At 42.2% G+C, this 21,982-nt stretch carries 12 protein-coding genes; 6 read left to right on the plus strand and 6 right to left on the minus strand.

What is annotated here, in order from left to right:
• Positions 1-27: 27 nt before the first annotated feature.
• Positions 28-10,308, minus strand: a complete 10,281-nt coding sequence (locus L1S31_RS13120) for an FIDD domain-containing protein (protein WP_236465199.1) — start codon at positions 10,306-10,308, stop codon at positions 28-30.
• A 3-nt stretch (positions 10,309-10,311) separates the two neighbouring features.
• Positions 10,312-10,791: a hypothetical protein gene (locus L1S31_RS13125; protein WP_236465200.1), complete on the minus strand. Its 480-nt coding sequence runs from the start codon at positions 10,789-10,791 to the stop codon at positions 10,312-10,314.
• 319 nt (positions 10,792-11,110) lie between these two features.
• Between L1S31_RS13125 and L1S31_RS13130 the strand changes: the two genes are divergently transcribed.
• Complete coding sequence (locus L1S31_RS13130; RefSeq protein WP_236465201.1) at positions 11,111-14,011, plus strand: T9SS type B sorting domain-containing protein; 2,901 nt, start codon at positions 11,111-11,113, stop codon at positions 14,009-14,011.
• Here the strand turns inward: L1S31_RS13130 and L1S31_RS13135 are convergent.
• Entirely contained in the window at positions 13,983-14,477 is a 495-nt protein-coding gene (locus tag L1S31_RS13135) for a DNA-deoxyinosine glycosylase (protein ID WP_236465202.1), read from the minus strand. The two genes, L1S31_RS13130 and L1S31_RS13135, sit on opposite strands and share 29 nt — an antisense overlap.
• Positions 14,478-14,653: 176 nt before the next feature.
• Here L1S31_RS13135 and L1S31_RS13140 point away from each other — a divergent pair, with 176 nt between their 5' ends.
• The 5 genes from L1S31_RS13140 (at position 14,654) to L1S31_RS13160 (ending at position 19,234) form a co-directional block, all read left to right on the plus strand.
• Positions 14,654-15,073, plus strand: coding sequence for a response regulator (locus tag L1S31_RS13140; protein ID WP_236465203.1), 420 nt, complete (start codon positions 14,654-14,656; stop codon positions 15,071-15,073).
• 440 nt (positions 15,074-15,513) lie between these two features.
• Positions 15,514-17,193, plus strand: coding sequence for a sensor histidine kinase (locus L1S31_RS13145; protein ID WP_236465204.1), 1,680 nt, complete (start codon positions 15,514-15,516; stop codon positions 17,191-17,193).
• Positions 17,194-17,217: 24 nt separating this feature from the next.
• On the plus strand, positions 17,218-17,865 hold the full coding sequence (locus L1S31_RS13150) for a response regulator transcription factor (protein WP_236465205.1): 648 nt from the start codon (positions 17,218-17,220) through the stop codon (positions 17,863-17,865).
• Positions 17,866-18,135: 270 nt separating this feature from the next.
• Positions 18,136-18,846 (plus strand): sensor histidine kinase, encoded by a 711-nt coding sequence (locus L1S31_RS13155; protein WP_236465206.1) that lies wholly within the window; start codon positions 18,136-18,138, stop codon positions 18,844-18,846.
• Positions 18,847-18,868: 22 nt separating this feature from the next.
• Positions 18,869-19,234 (plus strand): YegP family protein, encoded by a 366-nt coding sequence (locus L1S31_RS13160; protein ID WP_236465207.1) that lies wholly within the window; start codon positions 18,869-18,871, stop codon positions 19,232-19,234.
• A gap of 171 nt (positions 19,235-19,405) precedes the next feature.
• On the opposite strand, the gene L1S31_RS13165 is transcribed toward L1S31_RS13160, so the two are convergent.
• From L1S31_RS13165 to L1S31_RS13175, 3 genes are all read right to left on the minus strand, one after another.
• A complete protein-coding gene (locus L1S31_RS13165) occupies positions 19,406-19,888 on the minus strand; it encodes a low affinity iron permease family protein (protein WP_236465208.1) in 483 nt (160 codons plus the stop codon).
• A gap of 80 nt (positions 19,889-19,968) precedes the next feature.
• The gene (locus tag L1S31_RS13170; RefSeq protein ID WP_236465209.1) at positions 19,969-20,580 is read right to left on the minus strand and encodes an alpha-ketoglutarate-dependent dioxygenase AlkB family protein; all 612 of its coding nucleotides are present in this window, start codon (positions 20,578-20,580) and stop codon (positions 19,969-19,971) included.
• Positions 20,567-21,964 carry an exonuclease domain-containing protein gene (locus L1S31_RS13175; protein ID WP_236465210.1) on the minus strand — a complete coding sequence of 466 codons (1,398 nt, stop codon included), beginning with the start codon at positions 21,962-21,964 and terminating at the stop codon, positions 20,567-20,569. Before L1S31_RS13175 ends, L1S31_RS13170 begins: the two co-directional genes overlap by 14 nt.
• Between the last annotated feature and the right edge of the window lie 18 nt (positions 21,965-21,982).

The following is a 21,982-nucleotide window of genomic DNA, read 5'->3' on the forward strand; positions in this document are numbered from 1 at the left end:
CAAATATAACAAATTCCGATTCCGGTTTTATCTTTTCAGCGAGAAGTGTGCCTTAAATTCCTTCATTTGTGATTGTTCCAGGAATTCAATCTTAAACCAATAATCGGTCGAAGGAAGCAGGTAGCCATTCAGTGTTCCGTCCCATCCCGGACTATCACTGCTGGTGCTGAGCTGTTTTAAAAGTTTGCCATAACGGTCAAAAATATAAAGCCTTGCATTTAATTGGTCCAGGCCTCTAACATTCCATGTATCATTAATCCCATCGCCATTTGGAGTAAAATAATGCGGATAATCAATGGTTTGGACTTCATCAATGAAAAGCGAACCACAGCTTGTAATGCCTCTGGCATCCCTTATGGTAATTTGGTGTATTCCTAGAGGAACATGCTCAAAAATATTGCTGCTCTGGAATGGGCCGTCGTCCATACTGTATTCATAAATCCCGTGACCAACCACATTTACTGTAATGATTTGATTGGCATCAAATGCATTCGTGATGGTGTAAGGCGGTGTTGAAAACTGCGGTGGACCGGATTGGGTTACAGTATAGGTGTTGGAGCGGTCCGACACGCAACCTAATAATGGTGGGTTGGTGCTTGTAGCTACAACAAAATAGCTTCCCGGTGCAACAGTTGTAATAGGATAAGTCGAGCCGTTTCCTAAAGCTACTGTTGGATTTGTTGCTTCAAACCATTCAAAAGTATAATTCGGATTGGTAATGCCGCTATCCAAGGTAACGCCACTTAGTAAAATATTGGTGCCATATTCGACACAAATTACATCCGTTGGTGCGGTAACATGAGGTTCAGCCAGCTCCTCAACGGTATTGGCAAATGGAACTATAACGAAACAACCTGTAGCGTCGTTTTCAACCCTGATGTAAATAGTATGGGTGTAGGTTTGGTAATTTACCAAATCGGTAATTGGGCTTGTTTCGTTGTTGGCATCAGCCGCTGTGTTGTAGAAAGTTACCGTAACTCCGGTCTGTGCCCCAATTATTCCATTGATATACGAACTCAAATCCAAAGCAAAGAAACCATCATTTGTGCCATCGGTATCGCAGGTTTCAAAAACAGCAGGTGCTGTTGCCGTTGGTTTCGGATTAACGGTAATGGTAAACTGGCCATTGAAATTCACACAACCTGTAACATTGTCTACAACCCTGATGTATATAATCTGCGGGTTTGAGATGTTTAGATAAGCTGTCGGATTTGCTATTGAGCCTGTTCCCGACTGCGCATTTGCAGCTGAAGTATAATAAGTAACCGTCACATTTGAAGCAGCATAGAAAGCGGCAGTTGATACTGTTAAATCAAATGTAGCCTGTCCGTCGGCATCATCATCACAATTTTGGACAACCGCAGCCGGAAGGGTAGCCGGTAATGGATTCACGGTAAGCGGTTGTTCCACCAAAACAAAACAATTATTGCCCTGATAATCCACTCTGTTATTCTCAACCCGTATCCATACGTTTTGCCCCACTAAAGCTGCATTCGGTATCAGGATTTCATTGGTACCTGCCTCGGCATCCGGCTGTGACGGATAATAATGCAGGGTAAGGGTTGGGTCACCATTGATAATCGTTGATGCATTAACTGTTAAATCAAAAACCTCCATCATATCACCGGTATTGTTTACATCACACTGAGGTGGCAATGGTGTAATTGGATTAGGATTTGGAACCGGAATCGGCAACACACGGATGTCCAAAGAAGTATAACTTCTACAACCATCCGGAGTAGTGACCATAACTCCGAGTGTCTGTACAGCAGGAATGATGTTGGTATAAGCCGTTGGATTCGGAATGGCTACACTTGAGGCCGTCACGGGATAACCCGGGTAATAGGTCACAATCATATTGGCCTGGCTACCTGTAATTTCATTGTTTTTAATCGTTAAGTCAAATTGCGTAAACTGATTGTTATCAATGGCATCGTCATCACAAACACTCAAAGGTGTCGGGATTGGAAGCACTAAAGGTGCATTGATCAATAATTCGAAAGAGCCGGTAGAGAAGCAGCCTGTGGCATTATCTTCAACACGAACCCAGATAATTTGATGGTTTGTACCTACATAATTTGTTGCCTGTATTATTGGAAAGTTTCCGGAAATGGCATCGGGTTGGGAAATGTGATAGGTTACAGTATAATCTGTTGGAGCTCCTGGCTGTATTGATAACACCGCTGCATTATTTTGGGTCAGGTTAAAAAACATTGAACCATTTTGGGGGAAGTTATCTTCGTCGCACTGAACTAAATCGGGCACGTTGAACGGAGTCATTGGCTGAGGTTTTACTTCCAATTCAATAGGAATAACGCTTCTGCATCCATTAATATTATCAACAGCCAATGCATATATGAATTGCGTAAACGGAGTGACATTGTCATAAGGACTCGATAGCGGATTATTGCCTAGTTGGGCATCATCAAAGGTTTCGTGATACGTAATCGTATAATTAGCACCCTGGAGTATGTCGTTGGTTAAACTGTTCAGATTGAAGGTTCCAAAACCATCCTGATTGTTGTCGCAAATTGAATATGCCTGTGCTGGTGGGATAGGAGTTGGTAAAGGTTCGACCCTGATATCAATGGTTGATAAAGTAAAACATCCAGTAATGTCATTTTCAATACGTATCCAAATGGTCTGTACAAACGGGTCTACATTGGTATACAAAAGCGGCAGCGGATTGACATCATTGGAAGCATCGGCCTGGCTGAAGTGAAAAGTAACATTCATACCGGTTTGTCCCAATAAAATGCTGTTGATTCTTGAACCCAAATCAAATTCTTCATGTGCCAATGGCAATGTCATATCGCACAAGCTATATTGAGGATAATTAGGCTGAGTGGCCAATGGAAGTGGGTCGACAATCAATTCTAAGGTAACGATATCTGAACATCCGGTTGCAATATCCTCAACACGAATCCAAATCGTCTGGCCTGAAGAAGGGAAATTGTTAAGGTTGATAATTGGGCTTGTTTCTGATTGGGCATCTGGTAAATCGGTATAAAATGAAATCGTATGCGTTGCCGGATTGATGGTTCCCAATACTTCTGATATAACACTTGTCAGATTAAAACTGGCAATGCCATCAGTATTGTCATCACAAACATGATAGTCGTTTGGTTCTATAGCTTCGGGAGTTGGGTCAACAATAAGCTGCATTGGAATTATAGCAAAACAACCGGTAGCGTTTGATGTTACTCGGATGTAGATGGTTTGTGTGTTAACGTCAATGTTGTCATAACTTGCAGGAGTTGGTATGGTAGTGCCTCCGATTGTTGCATCGGTTGGAGTTTCATGGAACGTAACCACATACGGATTTCCTCCTATAATTGTTGGAATCACCTGAGTCAAATCAAAAGTTCCGAACCCGTCATTGTTCGGGTCGCAATAATGAAGTGGAGATGGACTTGCAGTATTTACATTGAATAAAAGCGGTGCATTTGTAAATGCAGCTGAAGCCGAAGTACAGCCACCATTAGTCGACGTCACTGTGTATGCCGTTCCGACAACTGCACCGGATATAGTTCCACCAGTTCCGGCAGTTGGTCCTACAGGAGAAAATGTATATGAATTCGCTGTATTGTAATTGGTAATAGATGTAAATCCATCTGTAAAACAGGCTGGAGGTGTTGTGTTCAATGTTGGCACTGCCGGAGTTGGCAGCATAAGTAAATTTGTGAACGCACTAGAAGCTGTAGAAGTACAACCACCACTTGTTGCGGTTATGTTATAAGCAGTTCCAATAACTGCTCCTGTAATGGTTCCGCCAGCTCCTGCAGTCGGCCCAACAGGAGAAAATATATAAGTTATGGTAGCATTGTAATTGGTAATAGTCGTAAATCCATCTGCTACACAGGTTGGAGCAGTTGTAGAAACAGTTGGTACAGCAGGAGTTGGCAGCATAATTACATTGGTAAATGCACTGGAAGGTGCTGAAGTACAACCACCATTTGTAGCGGTTATGGTGTAAGCTGTTCCAATAACTGCCCCATTCATGGTTCCGCCAGCACCTGCAGTTGGACCGGTAGGTGAGAAAGTGTAGGTATGGGCTGCATTATAGTTTGTAATTGTTGTGAATCCGTCTGCGGCACAGGTTGGGGCTGTAGTGGAAACGGTAGGCACCGCCGGAGTTGTCAGCATAATTAAATTGGTAAACCCTGCCGATGCTGCTGAAGTGCAACCACCATTTGTTGCGGTTATCGTATAGGCTGTTCCAAGAGCAGCTCCTGTAATGGTTCCGCCAGCACCTGCAGTTGGACCAACAGGTGAGAAGGTATACGTATTGGCAGCGTTATAATTTGTAATCGTTGTGAATCCGTCTGCGGCGCAGGTTGGGGCAGTTGTAGAAACTGTCGGCACCGCCGGAGTTGTCAATCGGATTACATTGGTAAATCCTGCCGATGCTGCTGAAGTACAACCACCACTTGTTGCGGTTATTGTATAGGCTGTTCCCAAAGTTGCTCCGGTAATTGTTCCGGCAGCTCCTGCATTCGGCCCGACAGGAGAGAAAGTATACGTATTGGATGCATTATAGTTTGTAATTGTTGTGAATCCGTCAGCGGCACAGGTTGGGGCAGTTGTGGAAACTGTCGGCACCGCGGGAGTTGGCAGCATAACTAAATTGGTAAACCCTGCAGAGGCTGCTGAAGTACAGCCGCCACTTGTTGCGGTTATCGTATAGGCTGTTCCCAAAGTTGCTCCGGTAATTGTTCCGCCAGCACCTGCAGTTGGCCCAACAGGTGAGAAGGTGTAAGTATTGGCAGCATTGTAATTTGTGATGGTGGTAAATCCATCTGCTGCGCAGGTTGGTGCCGTTGTGGAAACAGTTGGTACAGCAGGAGTTGTCAATCGGATTACATTGGTAAATCCTGCCGATGCTGCTGAAGTACAACCACCATTTGTAGCGGTTATGGTGTAAGCTGTTCCAATAACTGCCCCATTAATGGTTCCGCCAGCACCTGCAGTCGGCCCAACAGGTGAGAAGGTATAGGTATTGGCAGTGTTATAATTCGTAATAGTCGTAAATCCGTCAGCGGCACAGCTTGGGGCAGTTGTAGAAACTGTCGGAACAGCAGGAGTTGTCAACATAATTAAATTGGTAAATCCTGTAGATGCTGCTGAAGTACAGCCACCACTTGTTGCGGTTATGGTATAAGCAGTTCCAATAACTGCTCCAGTAATCGTTCCACCAGTGCCTGCGGTTGGTCCTACAGGAGAGAAAGTATAGGTATTGGCCGCATTGTAATTGGTGATGGTGGTAAATCCGTCTGCGGCGCAGGTTGGAGCCGTTGTGGAAACATTTGGTACAGCCGGGGTAATCAACATTGCTCCATTTGTAAAAGGAAGCGAGGTACCTGAAGTGCATATACTTTGTGTAGCAATAACTGTATAAGCAGTCCCAATAACAGCTCCCGTAATGGTTCCGCCAGCCCCTGCAGTTGGTCCCAAAGGAGAAAAAGTATAAGTGAAAGCAGGATTGTAATTTGTGATGATTGTAAATCCATCAGCCGCGCAGGTTGGCAAATTGGTAGTGAGTAAAGGAGTTGGCAAATTTGCCAGTTGAATAAGATTTGTAAATGCGGCTGAAGATGCAGAAGTGCAACCACCATTTGTAGCAGTTATGGTATAAGCAGTTCCCAGAGTTGCTCCTGTAATGGTCCCTCCTGCGCCGACGGTCGGTCCTGCAGGCGAGAATGTATAGGTGTTGGCTGCGTTGTAATTGATGATGGTTGAAAATCCATCTGCTATGCAGGTTGGAGGCGTCGTGTTAATTGTTGGAACAGCCGGAGTTACGAGCATAATTAAATTGGTAAACCCTGCCGATGCTGCTGAAGTGCAAACACCACTTGTTGCGGTTATCGTATAGGCTGTTCCAATAACTGCTCCTGTAATGGTTCCGCCAGCTCCTGCAGTCGGCCCAAGAGGTGAGAAGGTATAGGTATTGGCTGCATTGTAATTGGTAATCGTAGTAAATCCATCTGCGGCGCAGGTTGGTGCTGTAGTGTTAGTTGTTGGTACAGCAGGAGTTGCCAGCATAATTATATTGGTAAAAGCACTGGAAACGGCTGAAGTACACCCACCACTTGTTGCGGTTATCGTATAGGCTGTTCCAATAACTGCTCCTGTAATGGCTCCACCTGGACCTGCGGTTGGTCCAACAGGTGAGAAAGTATAGGTATTGGCAGCATTATAATTGGTGATGGTTGTAAATCCGTCTGCGGTACAAGTTGGTGCGGTTGTAGAAACAGTTGGTACAGCCGGAGTTGTCAGCATAATCAAATTGGTAAAAGCGGGTGATGCTGCTGAAGTGCAACCACCACTTGTTGCAGTTATGGTGTAAGCAGTTCCGATAACTGCTCCGGTAATCGTTCCACCTGCACTGGCAGTTGGCCCCACAGGAGAAAATGTATAAGTTATGGCCGCATTGTAATTTGTAATCGTAGTAAATCCATCTGCTGCACAACTTGGGGCAGTTGTGCTGGTTATAGGTACTGGTTGAGTCGTAAGCGTAATCAAATTAGTAAATGCTACTGAAGGGGCTGAAGTACAGCTCCCACTTGTTGCGGTTACCGTATAGGCTGTTCCCAGAGTTGCCCCTGTAATGGTTCCACCAGCTCCTGCAGTTGGACCGGCAGGAGAGAAAGTGTAGGTATGGGCTGCATTGTAATTGGTGATGGTTGTGAATCCGTCAGCGGCACAGGTTGGGGCTGTAGTGGAAACGGTAGGCACCGCTGGAGTTACGAGCATAATTAAATTGGTAAAACCTGCTGATGCTGCTGAAGTGCAACCACCACTTGTTGCGGTTATAGTATAGGCTGTTCCCAAAGTTGCTCCGGTAATGGTTCCACCCGCTCCTGCAGTTGGCCCAACAGGTGAGAAGGTATAGGTATGGGCAGCATTATAATTTGTAATTGTTGTGAATCCGTCAGCGGCACAGCTTGGGGCAGTTGTGGAAACAGTTGGTACAGCCGGAGTTGTCAATCGGATTACATTGGTAAACCCAGCTGATGCTGCTGAAGTACAGGCACCACTTGTTGCGGTTATTGTATAGGCTGTTCCCAAAGTTGCTCCGGTAATGGTTCCGCCAGCTCCTGCAGTCGGCCCAAGAGGTGAGAAGGTATACGTATTGGCAGCATTATAATTTGTAATTGTTGTGAATCCGTCAGCGGCACAGGTTGGGGCAGTTGTAGAAACAGTTGGTACAGCCGGAGTTGTCAATCGGACTACATTGGTAAACCCTGCTGATGCTGCTGAAGTACAACCGCCACTTGTCGCGGTTACCGTATAAGCTGTTCCCAAAGTTGCTCCGGTAATGGTTCCGCCAACTCCTGCAGTTGGCCCAAGAGGTGAGAAGGTATACGTATTGGCAGCATTATAATTTGTAATTGTTGTGAATCCGTCAGCGGCACAGGTTGGGGCAGTTGTAGAAACTGTCGGCACCGCGGGAGTTGTCAAACGGATTACATTGGTAAACCCAGCTGATGCTACTGAAGTACAGCCGCCACTTGTTGCGGTTACCGTATAGGCAGTTCCGAGAGTTGCCCCTGTAATAGTTCCGCCAGCTCCTGCAGTCGGCCCAACAGGTGAGAAGGTATACGTATTGGCAGCGTTATAATTCGTAATAGTCGTAAATCCGTCTGCGGCGCAGGTTGGAGCCGTTGTAGAAACAGTTGGTACAGCAGGAGTTGTCAGCATAATTAAATTGGTAAACCCTGCCGATGCTGCTGAAGTACAGCCACTACTTGTTGCGGTTATTGTATAGGCTGTTCCCAAAGTTGCTCCGGTAATGGTTCCACCCGCACCTGCAGTCGGCCCAACAGGTGAGAAGGTATACGTATTGGCAGCATTATAATTTGTAATTGTTGTGAATCCGTCAGCGGCACAGCTTGGGGCAGTTGTAGAAACTGTCGGTACAGCAGGAGTTGTCAATCGGATTATATTGGTAAACCCTGTCGATGCTGCTGAAGTGCAACCACTACTTGTTGCGGTTACCGTATAAGCTGTTCCTAGAGTTGCCCCTGTAATGGTTCCGCCAGCTCCTGCAGTTGGCCCCACAGGAGAGAAAGTATAGGTATTGGCAGCATTATAATTGGTGATAGTGGTAAATCCATCTGCGGCGCAGGTTGGAGCCGTTGTGGAAATAGTTGGTATAGCCGGAGCTACACAGGCTGTAGTAGCACAAGTTCTGGTATTAGCCGCAAAACACGTTCCGGCTCCGCCAACTGGTGTTACCGTAATAGTGACATTGGTTCCTGCAGGTAAACCCGTAACAGAATAGGTCAAAACATTTCCAACATTTCCAATGTTGACAATCGGTAATGCACCAACCTGATAAGATACGGTATAAGAAGTTGCGCCGGTAACTGCCAGCCAATTATATTGTATGGATGATGAAGTTGTAATTCCGCAATTAATCGTTGGAACAAGAGGAGTAGTTACATTTACTGTTACTGTATCGGTAGCACTACATCCGACCCCGCTATTTGCAGTTAATGTATAGGTTGTGGCTACAGTAGGGCAAGCCGATGGAGATAATGTTGTAGAATTGGTCATTGTCGCTGAAGGTGACCAGGTAAAAGGGGGAAGATTGTTGTTGAATGTTATCGTCCAGTCCCTAATATCTCCAGTATCCAATGCTGCATCGTCCTGCACAAAAAGCCTCCAGTTTCCATTGACATTACATCCGTTTAAGACACTAAAAGGCTGTTCGGGTAAAAAAGTTCCTGTAAATGGATCGGTGCCCGAAGTTATTGGGGTAACTGCTGTTGGCGAGAAACAAGTATTGGCATAATCCTGGCCAATTCCTCCGTTATCTGTAGATAATTCCAAAAAAGTTCCATCAGGGCATTGCAAATAAATATCCAAATCACCATCAAAGGTATGCCTGATATTTAGACATACTGATGCAATTGATGTGGCGTTGATAGTAGTCGGTGAAATTCCGCTTACCGTTATGGGAGACAATACTCCTGTAGTACTGCCGTCAGGGATTGGGTAACTGGAGATATTGGAAAAAGCAACAGGCCCGATTGAACCCGTAGCATTTGTTGAACCATTTAAGGTAATGCAGCTTCCCGAACAAACCGTACCGCCAATACCGGCATCCACCGTTGGAATAGGGGTAACCTGAACTATTTGATTAACAATGTTTTGGCAGCCTCCCGGAACAGCGGTCACCAATAGCGATACGCTATGGCCTCCTGGTGTTGCAAAAGTATGGCTGGGATTCTCTAATTGGGAAGTAAAACCATCGCCAAAATTCCAATTATAAGTGAAGTTTCCGTTGGTTGTATTGGTAAACTGTGTTGGAGTTCCTTCACAAACTGTTGTAGCAGTAAAAGATGGATTAGGGCTGGCGAAAGTGGCTGTGGTTCCGGTAAAATTCATTGTGAATCCTGCCGTTGAGGCTGCAGTATACCTGTCAACTAAAATGGTATAGGTCTGTCCGGCGGTTACATTTAATGTTGCTTCACACTGAATACCTGCACAACCCAAACCTGTAGTTCCGGCTGCGCCTGTCGCTGGATCCCAGTTGCAAATTAATTCTGTTCCGGGACATGAGTTTGTTGTATTGTATACCGCAAAATCATAATCTATTACCGAAGTTGGTGTAATTGCAAATGCTAAAAGACCTCCTGTTGCGGCTGTAAAAGAATACCAATTTGAGGATCTTTCTCCAGGAGCACCAAAACAACTTGGAGCTTCTGTTGTAGAACCCACGCCACCAGGTCCATCAGGAACACTAATACTAGCCAGTCCACATAAGGTCTGTGCGCCGGTACAATCCTGAGTAGGTAGTGGTGGACCAACAGGCAGGGTTTGTTGTGCACAGATTCCGAAGGTTCCTGTCGTGGCGCCATTTCCATCAACGAGCAGGTAATAGGTATTTCCTATTGTCAATCCGTGTAAAATGACATCGGTATGCAATAACCCGCCACCAGTATTTATATTTTCCTGGCATCCAATCTGTGTTAAGCTTCCACAAGTGCCGCTGTAAACAGCTAACTGGGTATTTGCCAGCGTTCCACCAAAATTGGTAGAGATTTCAATATCTGCCGTTGTTGCAACGAATGAAAACCAAACCGTATGGCTCAAACTGGCAGGATTCCAGCAAGCCGGTATAGCAGGATCGCCTACAGAAGTAGCCGCAACATTTGTATATAATATAGAATTACAACTTCCATTTCCAACAGTAATTGGGGTTGCAGAACCGCATGCGTCATTAGCTGGCTGAGCATAGGCTAAGGTCGTAAAACCAACACATACTAAAAGTATGCGTATATATTTTATCCATCTTTTCATCTGCTACTGGGACTTTTTTGGTTTTCTTTTTCGCAATCCTTGCAAATAGGTTTCACGGTCAACAGGCTTATCCTTATCTATATAAATTTCTGTTGGATTTACTTTTATGTTTGTAGGTAAAGGAGTTTTGGAAAAAACAGCGTCCGATGCTCCGGCAATTATGAATGTGATTTTTTTGTTTACTGCAAATAACAATTCGCCTTTCTCCGAAAGGTCCTTGTATTTACCCATATCTATAATGATAGTGTCGCCGTCCTGGGCTTTTGCATAGGTATCCCAAATAGTTAATTTTGGGGTGGCTGAGGAGGTTCCGTTATTGCTGTCATCTCCAATTCCTGTAGTGTAGATATCGCCTTTAGTGTCGCCGTCATTAATATAATAGGTTATGGCAGTTGATTTTTCTGTAAGGAATAAAGCCAATAACACCATCACGGAATGATAGGTTTTTTGCTTTGCCGATAGTAGAAGTAAAGATTTAATCACGCTAATAGTGTTAAAAAAATGGCATTCAAATGTAATTAATAGATTGTAATAGCCAAATAAATTACTAAATATTAGAACTAATTTCAATAAATACTGATAAATAACAAGATAAAAGTAATTATTTTAACGAATATACTGTAAAATGTTTAAAGTCTTTTTTAAAATGAATTTTGAGAAAGTAAGATAGAAGTAAGAAAACTTTCCAGGCTATTTTTTTCTTTATTGGAATAAATTTTTAGTTTTACATCCTTGTAAATAAAAGGAATAGGCTTTAAACTATTCGTATCCTTTATTATTTCAAGAGTTATAAGCCATTGGTATGATGAATTTTAAAAGATACTTTTTTTTACTGATAATTGCCTTTTCCTTATCTGCCTATTCACAGAGTTCCTGTCCCAATTCTGACTTTGAATCAGGAACATTAGACGGCTGGCAAGGCCAGACAGGTGTTTGCTGCCCTATTTATACTTCTCCATCGGGAATTGTCAATGGAAGGCATACCATCATGTCGGGAACAGGTACAGATCCAAACACCTGCGATGTGGTGCATGTTGTTTCTCCCGGAGGTCTATATTCTGCCAGGGTTGGAAATGAACAGGTGGGAGGCGAAGCAGAAACGCTTTCCTATACGATTACCGTTACTCCGTCTTCGTCACTTTTTATTTATAAATACGCTGTGGTATTACAGGATCCAGGGCATGATCCAAGCGAGCAGCCCCGTTTTCAGGTTAGGGTTTTGGATGCTGCCGGAAGTTTGATTGATCCTACCTGCGGACAGTATACGGTTGTTGCAGGAGCAGGATTAGCGGGTTTTCAAACCTGTTCCAATTCTAATGGAGACATCAGGTACAGGGACTGGACTACAGTTGGATTAAATCTAAGTGCTTATATGGGGCAAACCATAACAGTGGAATTTGAAACAGGTGATTGCGATCCGGGAGCTCATTTTGGGTATGCGTATGTTGATGCTTACTGCTCGCCTTTGCAGATTGGAGCAACTTTTTGCTCGGGTTCATTTGCTGCAGAACTTACCGCGCCTATAGGATTTAGTTATTTATGGAATACCGGAGAAACTACCCAGACGATATTGGTTACCAGTCCGGCAGCAGGCCTAAATTATTCGTGTACACTAACTTCGGTTACAGGTTGCACCGTTGTTATTTCAACCGTTTTGCAGCTCGAAGATCCTACAGCCGATTTTACGATTACCAATACCTGTTATAACAATGCTGTTTTTGAGGATACTACCGTATTGTCGAATACATCGTTGTTGGATAGTTATCTTTGGGATTTTGGCGACGGAACCACTTCTACCGATCAGAATCCGGTTCATTCGTTTCCAGGTACCGGAACGTATACCGTTAAGTTTACTACTTTTAATGCCTTTGGTTGTACTACTACAGCCATCAAAAACATTACGGTTTATAATCCACCAACTGCGCAGATTGTTTATGATACCTTTCATTTTTGCACCTCAGACACAGCAGTAAAAACAGTGACCCTTACAGGTACCGATAATTATATGGGAGGTACTTTTACAGCTGATGTTCCGGGCTTAAGCCTTAACTCAGTTACAGGAGAATTTAATCCAAGCACCAGCCAACCGGGAAGTTATGTCGTAAGTTATAACATTCCATCCAATAACGGATGTGCTGTTCCTCCCGTTATAGCAGACATTGATATTTATTTAGCTCCGGTAGCTTACATAGCGTATAGCGCTCCATCGTATTGCAACTTAATTAATTGGTCCCAAAATGTCAATCTGACCGGATCAGGAATAATTACAGGAGGGACTTATACAGCTACACCGGCAGGATTATCCATCGATCCGAATACAGGGCAAATCAGGCCCGACTTAAGCTTAGGAGGAAACTATACCATTACTTATGTTGTTCCGCCAAGCGGAGGTGTTTGCAGCTCGGTAGATGCTGTTACCAATGTCACCATCATTACAGCTCCTACAGCCGTATTGCGTTACGCGACGCCATTTTGTAATACCTTGACAACCGCCCAGCCAGTTACGGTAACCGGAACAGGAATTTTTGGAACGGGCTCATTTAGTTCCTATCCGGCAGGATTATCAATAAATTCGGTTACCGGATCTATCATTCCCTCATTATCTAACCCTGGAAATTATACCGTAGAATATATTATTCCGGCTGCAGGAGGATGTTCTGCAGTTACTGTGAGCACTACTGTTTCCATAACCCCAATGCCAACAGCAGTTATCAGTTATGCCGATCCTTACTGCCGATCAATCACCACGCCCGAACCGGTTATACTTACAGGTACAGCAGCGTATCTTGGAGGGGTTTTTAGCGCGCCGACAGGAGTGGCAATCAATAGCACTACAGGTGGAATTACACCAAGTGCAAGCATTGCGGGAACGCACCCTATTTTTTACACTCCGCCGGCAACATTAGGATGCACACCAACAGCTGTTGGTACTACAGTTACAATCCTTCCGTTGCCCGAACCAATGTTGTCGAATTTAACCATTTGCGAAGACCCGAGAGGACATGTTTTCAGGCCGGCACTATTAGATACAGGTTTGAGTGATTTACTTTACAGTTGCCAGTGGTTTTTTGGTGGACAGCCTATACCGAATGTAACGTCAAATCAGTACACGACTCCCATTGCTGGTAATTATTCGGTGTTGGTTACCAATATTGCTACGGGTTGTGTGGCTCCTCAGGCAGTTTCTACTGTAAGTACTGCAGTAACGATTGAAGATTTTGCTACCCATGTGACCAATACTTTTGTCGACAACAATACCTTAACGGTAATGGCCGAAGGCGGAACAGGACCTTATCTTTATAGTGTCGATGGTTATCCTTTCCAGTCATCCAATGTATTTACACAATTGACGCAGGGAATCCATACCGTCACAATCACAGATGTTAATTATTGTACCGATGTGTCTAAGCCTGTAATGGTTTTAGGCTTTCCAAACTTTTTTACGCCTAATGGTGATGGGAATAACGATTACTGGAATATTTATTATTACGATACCCATCCAAATGCCAGGATTTATATATACGACCGTTACGGAAAAATGCTGACGATTCTAAACCCACAAAGTCCGGGTTGGGACGGAACCTATAATGGAAAGTTGATGCCGTCAACCGATTACTGGTTTTTGGTTGAATTTAAGGATTATAACGAAAAAGGCGAATTGGTTTGGCAGACTTTTAAATCGCATTTCTCGATGCTCCGATAACATTCCATTCCACTAACTTTTGTTCAAAGCTTTTACCTGCATGTGCCGGACTTGTTGATGGTAAAGTTACAAAAGCATATTCCTTGTGTAAACGGACATACTTTTTAAAAAAGGCAGCAGCCTTTTGCCCATTAAATGCAATAAGCTGAATGTTTGGATGCTCGTTCAGGAAAGTGGTAAAGTCATTTGGAACTTCCTTCATAATGGCACTGTCCAGGCTTCCTTCACGCTCACAAGCCTGCAATACATCCCAAACCGCAATTTTGTTGCGTAATAATAGTTGCTTTTTTTCATGATAATCAACAGGAAGTGGTTCGTTAAAGATTGTCGAAAGCAATTTCCAAAAATGATTCCGTGGATTGCCGTAATATTCATTTTTAGCCAAGGACTGAACTCCAGGCATAGTGCCTAAAAGCAATACTTCTGCTTCAGGATTTGACAAAGAGGAAAAGGACTGAATTTTCATGATTCAAAGTTAAATAACAAAATTGGGACAAATGCCGTGTAAGTACTTATAGTTTTTGAAAATACCTTTACATAATTCAGTGCCCATAATTTTATAAATAGAATCTGAATTTATATAACAAATCTGATGCATTAGTGTTGCAACTTTATGGTATTAAAATATATTAACTATTTGCCATGGAACTACACAAACCTTTAACAATTTTTATAGCGGATGATGATGAGGACGATAGGGAACTTCTTAAGTTTTTATTCAACCAGAATGAAAAATTTGAAGTTATTGGTTATTTTGATTCCGGAATTGAAGTAGTAAAAGAAATCCTAATCAAGAAAAATATTCCAGATATTCTACTTATAGATATGTATATGCCGCTACTCAACGGAACAGAGGTGGTAAAAAAGATAACAGAAAGTGGCGAAGCAATGGATATGCAAAAATTCGTTATTTCTACGCAGATAAATACCACCGAGCAGAATAAATACATTGATGATAGAACGGTTAAGTTCCTAAAAAAGCCTACATCACTTGCAGAAATCCATGATCTTCCCGGTATTATTCTGGAAACCCTTCACATACGAAACAATACCAAAGTATAGATTGCATTTTGGTAAATCAACCCATGTAGAATTTATTCTACAAAAAGAATTGTATTGTACTACGCTGTTTTTTTGCTAAGAATGCTACATTTGCCATGTATTACTGCGCTTTTTAGTTCTGAAAAAGAGCAGCAAATGCGAAAGGGTTTTTAAAATACTCTTTTAGAAATCACTTGATGCAATTAAAAGAAATTACCCCAAATCTCTTTTAACATTATAATGCAAAAATGTTAGTTCTGTTAATTCACGAAGTGAAGGTATTGACTGTGAGATTTATACGCTTGTAGTGATCCGTTTCAAAAGAGTTGGTAATGTTTTGTATAACCTGAGCTTCTATCAATTCTGGGGGAATATCTGCGATAATTGGGTGTTGTACTTTTGCCATTCAATAATCCAATTCGGTATCCGAGAGAAGTGATTTAGCATCAAATTTCTTTTATTTGAAACAACTAAAATTTGAGCATAGAAAAGTAGTTCACTATGCTTTATTGGTCTCAATCATACTTTTGCAAGTCATTGCTATCGTAACATGGTACAATGAAACGAAACTTTCCAAAGCTTTTGATGCAATGGCATCAACAGGGAAAATCAATCGTATCAACACTTCCTTAGTTGTAGCACAGGGTCATTTCAATAATTATATCGCAAATAAGGACGAAGCTTCCCTGCAAAATTATGCAGCCAACTTAAATGAACTCAGCGCTTTGATAGACAGCCTGCCGATTAACAGCATTGACGAAAAAACGAAAGCAGCACTTCTTCAGAAAAAACAAAAAACCCAGGCTGAAATCCTATTGGTAAAAGCCTCGATAGATTCTATCATTGAAAGCCAGGTTGCCTATCAGAATGATTTTCCAAAAGCATTTAAATTCAAGGAATTTGAAACCAAAAAATTCCTCGACGATGTCAAAACCAATTCTTATGTAAAAGTTGACAGCGCCACACGAAAAGGATTATTTTCAAGGCTTGGCGATGCCATTGCCAACCGCACCAATATCCAGAAAGAGTATGTAAATACTGTGGTAACGATGCAGTACAAAGACAAGGTTTCTACAGGAAATGTTGAGGAACAGCTGGCAAATGCGGTGTCGATTACCAATGATTATTACGAAAACGAATTTGCAAACCTGAAAAGGTCGTTTTCCAATTTGAGGAGCAATGACCTTAGGCTTACGCAGCTCAACAACGAACTATTGGCGTTGACCCAAACGATAACTTCGGATTATGGCAATTACAATCAGCTGCAGCCACAATCACTGTTGGAGGATCAATACAATACCAATAAAGCGGTACGGAGTTTCAGCATCATTTTCCTGATATTGCTCATGCTTGTGGTTTCGGTGATATTGTTCACGTTTACCAGAATGGCTTTTGATTATGAAAAAAGGCTGACACTGGCGCAGGAGAAAATCCGCCAAAGCCTCAACTTCAAAAACAGGATTACCGGAATGATCAGTCACGAAATCCGTTCGCCTTTGAGCATCATTTCGATGTACAGCAAAAAAGCAGGCAGTTCGTCAAAAGAACCCGAACTCAAAGAAACCTTTAAGTCAATTGAGTTTACCACCAATTCGCTGTTATTGCTTTCCAACCAGATATTGGAATATTCAAGGGAAGAAAACCACGAGCTTAGCTTAAAACCCAAAAAGATTTCGCTCAAAACAGAGCTCGACCAGATACTGGCGTCTATGAAAGCATTGGTGGAAACCAAAGGGAATACGCTTGAGATTTCATCAAATCTAAAGGACGAAAACACTGTTTATGCTGATGCTGCCAAGATTCATCAATTGTTTTACAACCTGATTGGGAATGCCAATAAATTTACCGAAAAAGGATTGATTAAAACAACCATCAAGCTCGAACAACTTTCAGAATATGAGATGAATCTGAAAGTCGTGATTTCGGATAATGGCATAGGAATTGCGGAAAGCGACCTGGAAAATATATTTGAATCCTACTATCAGGGAACGGTTTCAGAAAAGGTAAACGATTTAGGTGTTGGCCTCGGACTTAACATCTGCAAGGAAATAATCGAATTGTTTGACGGAGAAATAAGCATCGAAAGCAAGCCCGAAAAAGGAACCCAGGTAAAATTCAATCTGATATTGACTCAGGTATAGTATATAAGCCCTAACATTTTTAGTATGAAATCAAACAGCTATACTTTTTTAATTGCAGACGACCATAGTGTTGTCCGACAAGGCATTTCATTAGTGGTAAAGGAATTGTATCCCAATGCCATAATCCATACTGCCGGTTCTTTTAAGGAAACGCTGAAAGTAGTGGCCGAAACCAAACTCGATTTGCTGATTCTGGATATTAACTTCCCCGATGGCAACAGCATCAATATCATTCCTGAAGTAAAAACACTCCAGCCTGATATTAAAATCCTAATTTTTACGGCTTACGATGAGAGCATTTATGCCATGCGCTACCTGAATGCCGGAGTTTCGGGTTACCTGAATAAAGGCTGTACCGAAGACGAAATGAAGCACGCAGTCAAAAGCATGATTGCTACAGGAAAATATGTTACCCAAACCATAAAGGACCGAATCCTGGATTCCTATATTTCAAAAACACCTATCAACCCTTTAGAGAAACTTTCCATCAGGGAAGTGGAAGTCGCCCGACTGCTGATTAAAGGATATGGCAATCTCGAAATCTCTGAGTTGCTCCAAATTAAGAAAACCACCGTGAGTACCTTTAAAAATAGGGTTTTCGAAAAACTTGAAATCGACAATCTTGCAGCACTTATTGAATTGTTTCAGCTCTATTTTGAGGACAGCAAATAGTATCGCACTCGAGAGGTCTTGTCCTTGTGATAAGAGTGTATCGAGAATCCTTGCTGCGAACTAAAGTTCGCATACCTGAAGCCCACTGGGCTTCCTCCTTTTAATTTCAAATGTAGAAACAATTCTACAAAATCTTATTCGATGTACTACAAACAATTGATTTTGTTGATTTTATATTTGCATTGAAGTGATGGCGCAGCAATAAGGAATAATTCATACTTTTTAATGAGCAACACCAATATTCAAATAAGTTCCCAAAATGAAAGGGAGATGGAATTAATCGACAAAATAAATAAAAGCAGTGAACTCAACAATATGCTGCTGAATTTGTTTTACACGGTTTCCCATAATCTGAATGCCTATACTTCAAACATAAAAATGCTGCTGGATTTGATTGATTTGGAAGATGATCCGGCTGAAAACAGAACCAATTTGGATCATCTGCGCTCGGTGTCAAATGATTTGAATAAAACGATCACCGATTTGTCCCAAATCGTGTACGTTCAAAATAACCTGGATGTAATTAAGGAACAGCTGAACCTAAATCAGTACCTGAAGAAAATCAAGAATGTCATTGACGGTTACGCTGTTGATGACAGGCTTAGGTTTGTCAACAATGTGCCCGATGATGCTTTTGTGTATTTCAATCCGGCTTATCTGGAAAGCATATTGCTGAATTTCAGTACCAATGCCATTAAATATGCGCATCCGGAACGCTTTCCTGAGGTTGAGTTTAGCTTTTTTACCGAGATTGACGGGAGTAAGATTTTGATGATAAAGGACAATGGGCTTGGGATAGATTTGGAACGCTATGGTGATGCCTTATTTGGTTTGAACCAAACATTCCATCAGCATGAAAATGCCAACGGAATTGGGCTCTATATTACCAAATACCAGATTGAGGCCATGAAAGGAATGATTGCTGTAGAAAGTAAAGTAGGTGAAGGCACGACGTTCAAAATACATTTTAAGGATAAATAAATTATAATAATCTAATCATAATATGGGGAAATTCATAATTACAAAAAGGCTGAATGGAGAATTTCAGTTCAATTTAAAATCAAACAACGGATTGGTAATTTTGGCAAGTGAAGGGTATTCAAGCAAGGCAAATTGCGAGAACGGAATTGAATCGGTCATTCGTTTTTCCCAGGACGATTCCAATTTTGACCGAAAGGTTTCCAAAGACAGGAAGATATATTTTAACCTAAAATCGGGGAATGGCCAAATCATTGGCACGAGCCAGATGTATGGCAGCGATTTTGCCTGCGATAAAGGAATTGCATCCGTAAAGAATAATGCTGCAAATGCCAGCGTTGAAGACAAAACAAGTAACCGTTTGGCGCAAAGGGTCACGTCAGCTATTTAATAAAAAACCAACTTTATTCTTGTTTGTCCCTATAAGTTTTCTAGGTAAGTTGCCCGAAAAAATAGTTATTGTTTTGATTTAGGGTTAAATTTTTATGCTGCTTTTCAGGTTACAGGATATTGAGACTGTCCTTTACTTACCTAGTAACTTAACCTTCAGGATCCTTGAAGGTTATTTTTTTGCAGGCTTATTCGGATTGGCAATTTTCTGCTTCCTGTGATGGTCTTTCTCTGCCTCTTCAATAGAGTGTGACATATTGAGTGATTCCTCATTTTTGGTCAAAGTACTCAATTTATGGTAGTATTTTTTAATCACTTCCATTTCTTCTTCGGTCATGCTTTCAATATCCACAAGCCTGTTGCTCGAATAATCATTGGATGCCACCAATTCATTCAGCTTCAACTGAATTGCGAGCGAATCCTTGTTTTGTGCTTTCTGGATGAGGAACACCATAAGGAACGTAATGATAGTCGTGCCAGTATTGATAACAAGCTGCCAGGTTTCTGAAAAACCAAAGAAAGGCCCTGATACTGCCCAGATAAGAACAACGGAAAATGCTATAAGAAATGCTGGAGTAGAGCCTGTTGCCTTGCAAACTGCCGAAGCAAATTTTTCAAATGCACTGCTTCCTTTTTTGTTAGATTTTTTTTTCATCGGATGGTTTTTTTAGTTAATCAAAAATAGCGATGCAGAAGGGAAAACGCCTTATACAATTCATTCTTAAAATTATATAATTAATCGCGCTTAACCTGCCTGAACGTTAGGTTAATCCTGGGTAAAACGTCTCGGGTTGTCTTTGGTACCTGATGCTCCCAATAACTGTTGGTAGAGCCTGCCATCCATAAGAAGGTTCCATGAAAAAGAGGAATTTCCAACTGCGGAATGTGTTTCAGGAATTTATGCCGTAGCCGAAACATGCGTGTTTCACCAAAGGTGACTGAGGCAATGTTCATATTTTTATTGGTGCTTCCTGTTTTATCGCTGTGCCAGGAAACGCCGTCACTGCCATTGCGGTACAGATTGAGCAGCACCGCATTGAATTTGATCTGGGTTTCCGCTTCAACACGCTCACGGATGGTAAGCAAATCGGGAGTGAGTTTTTGCCTGCCATCGTTTTCGCCATCTTCAAACCAGGAAACCATTCTGGGAGCTGTAACGATTTTGTCGTACATCGGCATGTCGTATTCGCGCCAGCTGGTTTGATTCAGAAAAACTGTGTAATAATAATCAGATTCCTCTTTGCTGAAAAAGTTGTCAATCAGTAATAAGTCCGCATCCGGAACCTCAAATATCTTTTTTCCCCTGTTGCCCGGAGCGAATAGTGCGATGTCTTCAAAGAGTGTCATAATTGCTGATTTCCAGTTGTTTTTTTAAAAGAAGTTTCCCAGGGTATTTTTTGACGTAAGCATGTATCAACTGCATGATGTAATGATTGCTCCGGTAAGGCGTAACAAAATCCTTAACATCTGAAGCTTCGGTAAACCCAACATCCGAAGCGATATAACCCATTCCGTAAAAATGCCCGTTTTCCACCCAGATGCAGCTGCGTTCGTCCTGAGTCCTTCCTTTATCGATAATGGCAAAACTTGGCCTGTTGTTTAGTAAAAATTCAAGCGCATTTTCAATTTGGCTGTTGTGTCGTTCCACTTCGGGAAGATTGCCCGAATCAGGAACAGTGAGGAATTCACCTTCATTGGTTATGCCGTAATTGCAAAACCGGTTATCAATTTCAAACTTTTCTGAAAGTTCGCGCAGTAATTGGATTCCTTCGTATAAACTGCCAAATGATTCGAGGAATGCCTGGAATTTACCCAGCTTTCCAATTGCCAGGTAGCGATAGCCGTTACGGGCTTCATATTCGTAAAGTCCGTATTTGGGTTCAAACCGTTTTAAGGCACGATTGTGCGCTGGCCAAAATTTCTTTATTTCAGAACATTCCAGCAAAAGGGCTATTAATTCGGTAGCACAGATTTCAAAGGAAATACCATAAATATCCCTGAGGAAATTTTGCCTTTGTGGCGTAATGCTATTCCCGCTGAAATGAGAGGCAACGCGCTTTTTTAAATTGACTGCCTTGCCCACGTAAACAACCTTCCTTTCCTGATTATGAAAATAATACACGCCTGGTTTATCGGGTAACTGTGCAAAATCATCCGGAGGAAGGTTAGGAGGAAGGCGCTGGTCCTGCGCTGTTTTTTTAATCATTGTTGCCATGATTCCTTCGGTGTCCCATTCAAGTAATTTGGAAAACAAAATTGCCGTTGCAGCTGCATCTCCACCAGCGCGGTGCCTGTTTTCAATGTCAATATCCAAAGAATGGCAAAGATTTCCCAGGCTGTAAGAACTTAGCCCGGGTTTTATTTTTCGGGTTGCCCGAACGGTACACAGCTTTCTTGCCGTCCATTTAAAACCGCTTTCCTGAAGCTGATGCCTGATAAAAGAGTAATCAAAGTTTACATTATGCGCGACGAAAATCCGGTCGGTAAGCATTTGCAAAACTTTTTCGGAGATGTCGTCAAAAATAGGTGCGCCACTTACCATTTCGTTGGTAATCCCTGTCAAGGCAAAAATTGCAGCAGGAATTTCCTTTTGCGGATTGACAAGTGTTTCCCAACTTTCAATCACTTTTGAACCGTCATGGATTATAATGGCGATCTCGGTAATCCGGCTGTGAGAGGCATTGCCACCAGTGGTTTCAATGTCTACGATTGCATATTCCTGCTTTTTCATCAGATGAATGGAAAATTA

It is taken from the genome of Flavobacterium wongokense, from assembly GCF_021608265.1.
GTDB lineage: Bacteria > Bacteroidota > Bacteroidia > Flavobacteriales > Flavobacteriaceae > Flavobacterium > Flavobacterium wongokense.

Excerpts from the sequence above, each read along its gene's own strand:
- L1S31_RS13120 (WP_236465199.1), bottom strand. The coding sequence starts at position 10,308 with ATGAAAAGATGGATAAAATATATACGCATACTTTTAGTATGTGTTGGT.
- L1S31_RS13130 (WP_236465201.1), top strand. The coding sequence starts at position 11,111 with ATGATGAATTTTAAAAGATACTTTTTTTTACTGATAATTGCCTTTTCC.
- L1S31_RS13135 (WP_236465202.1), bottom strand. The coding sequence starts at position 14,477 with ATGAAAATTCAGTCCTTTTCCTCTTTGTCAAATCCTGAAGCAGAAGTA.
- L1S31_RS13140 (WP_236465203.1), top strand. The coding sequence starts at position 14,654 with ATGGAACTACACAAACCTTTAACAATTTTTATAGCGGATGATGATGAG.
- L1S31_RS13150 (WP_236465205.1), top strand. The coding sequence starts at position 17,218 with ATGAAATCAAACAGCTATACTTTTTTAATTGCAGACGACCATAGTGTT.
- L1S31_RS13155 (WP_236465206.1), top strand. The coding sequence starts at position 18,136 with ATGGAATTAATCGACAAAATAAATAAAAGCAGTGAACTCAACAATATG.
- L1S31_RS13160 (WP_236465207.1), top strand. The coding sequence starts at position 18,869 with ATGGGGAAATTCATAATTACAAAAAGGCTGAATGGAGAATTTCAGTTC.
- L1S31_RS13165 (WP_236465208.1), bottom strand. The coding sequence starts at position 19,888 with ATGAAAAAAAAATCTAACAAAAAAGGAAGCAGTGCATTTGAAAAATTT.
- L1S31_RS13170 (WP_236465209.1), bottom strand. The coding sequence starts at position 20,580 with ATGACACTCTTTGAAGACATCGCACTATTCGCTCCGGGCAACAGGGGA.
- L1S31_RS13175 (WP_236465210.1), bottom strand. The coding sequence starts at position 21,964 with ATGAAAAAGCAGGAATATGCAATCGTAGACATTGAAACCACTGGTGGC.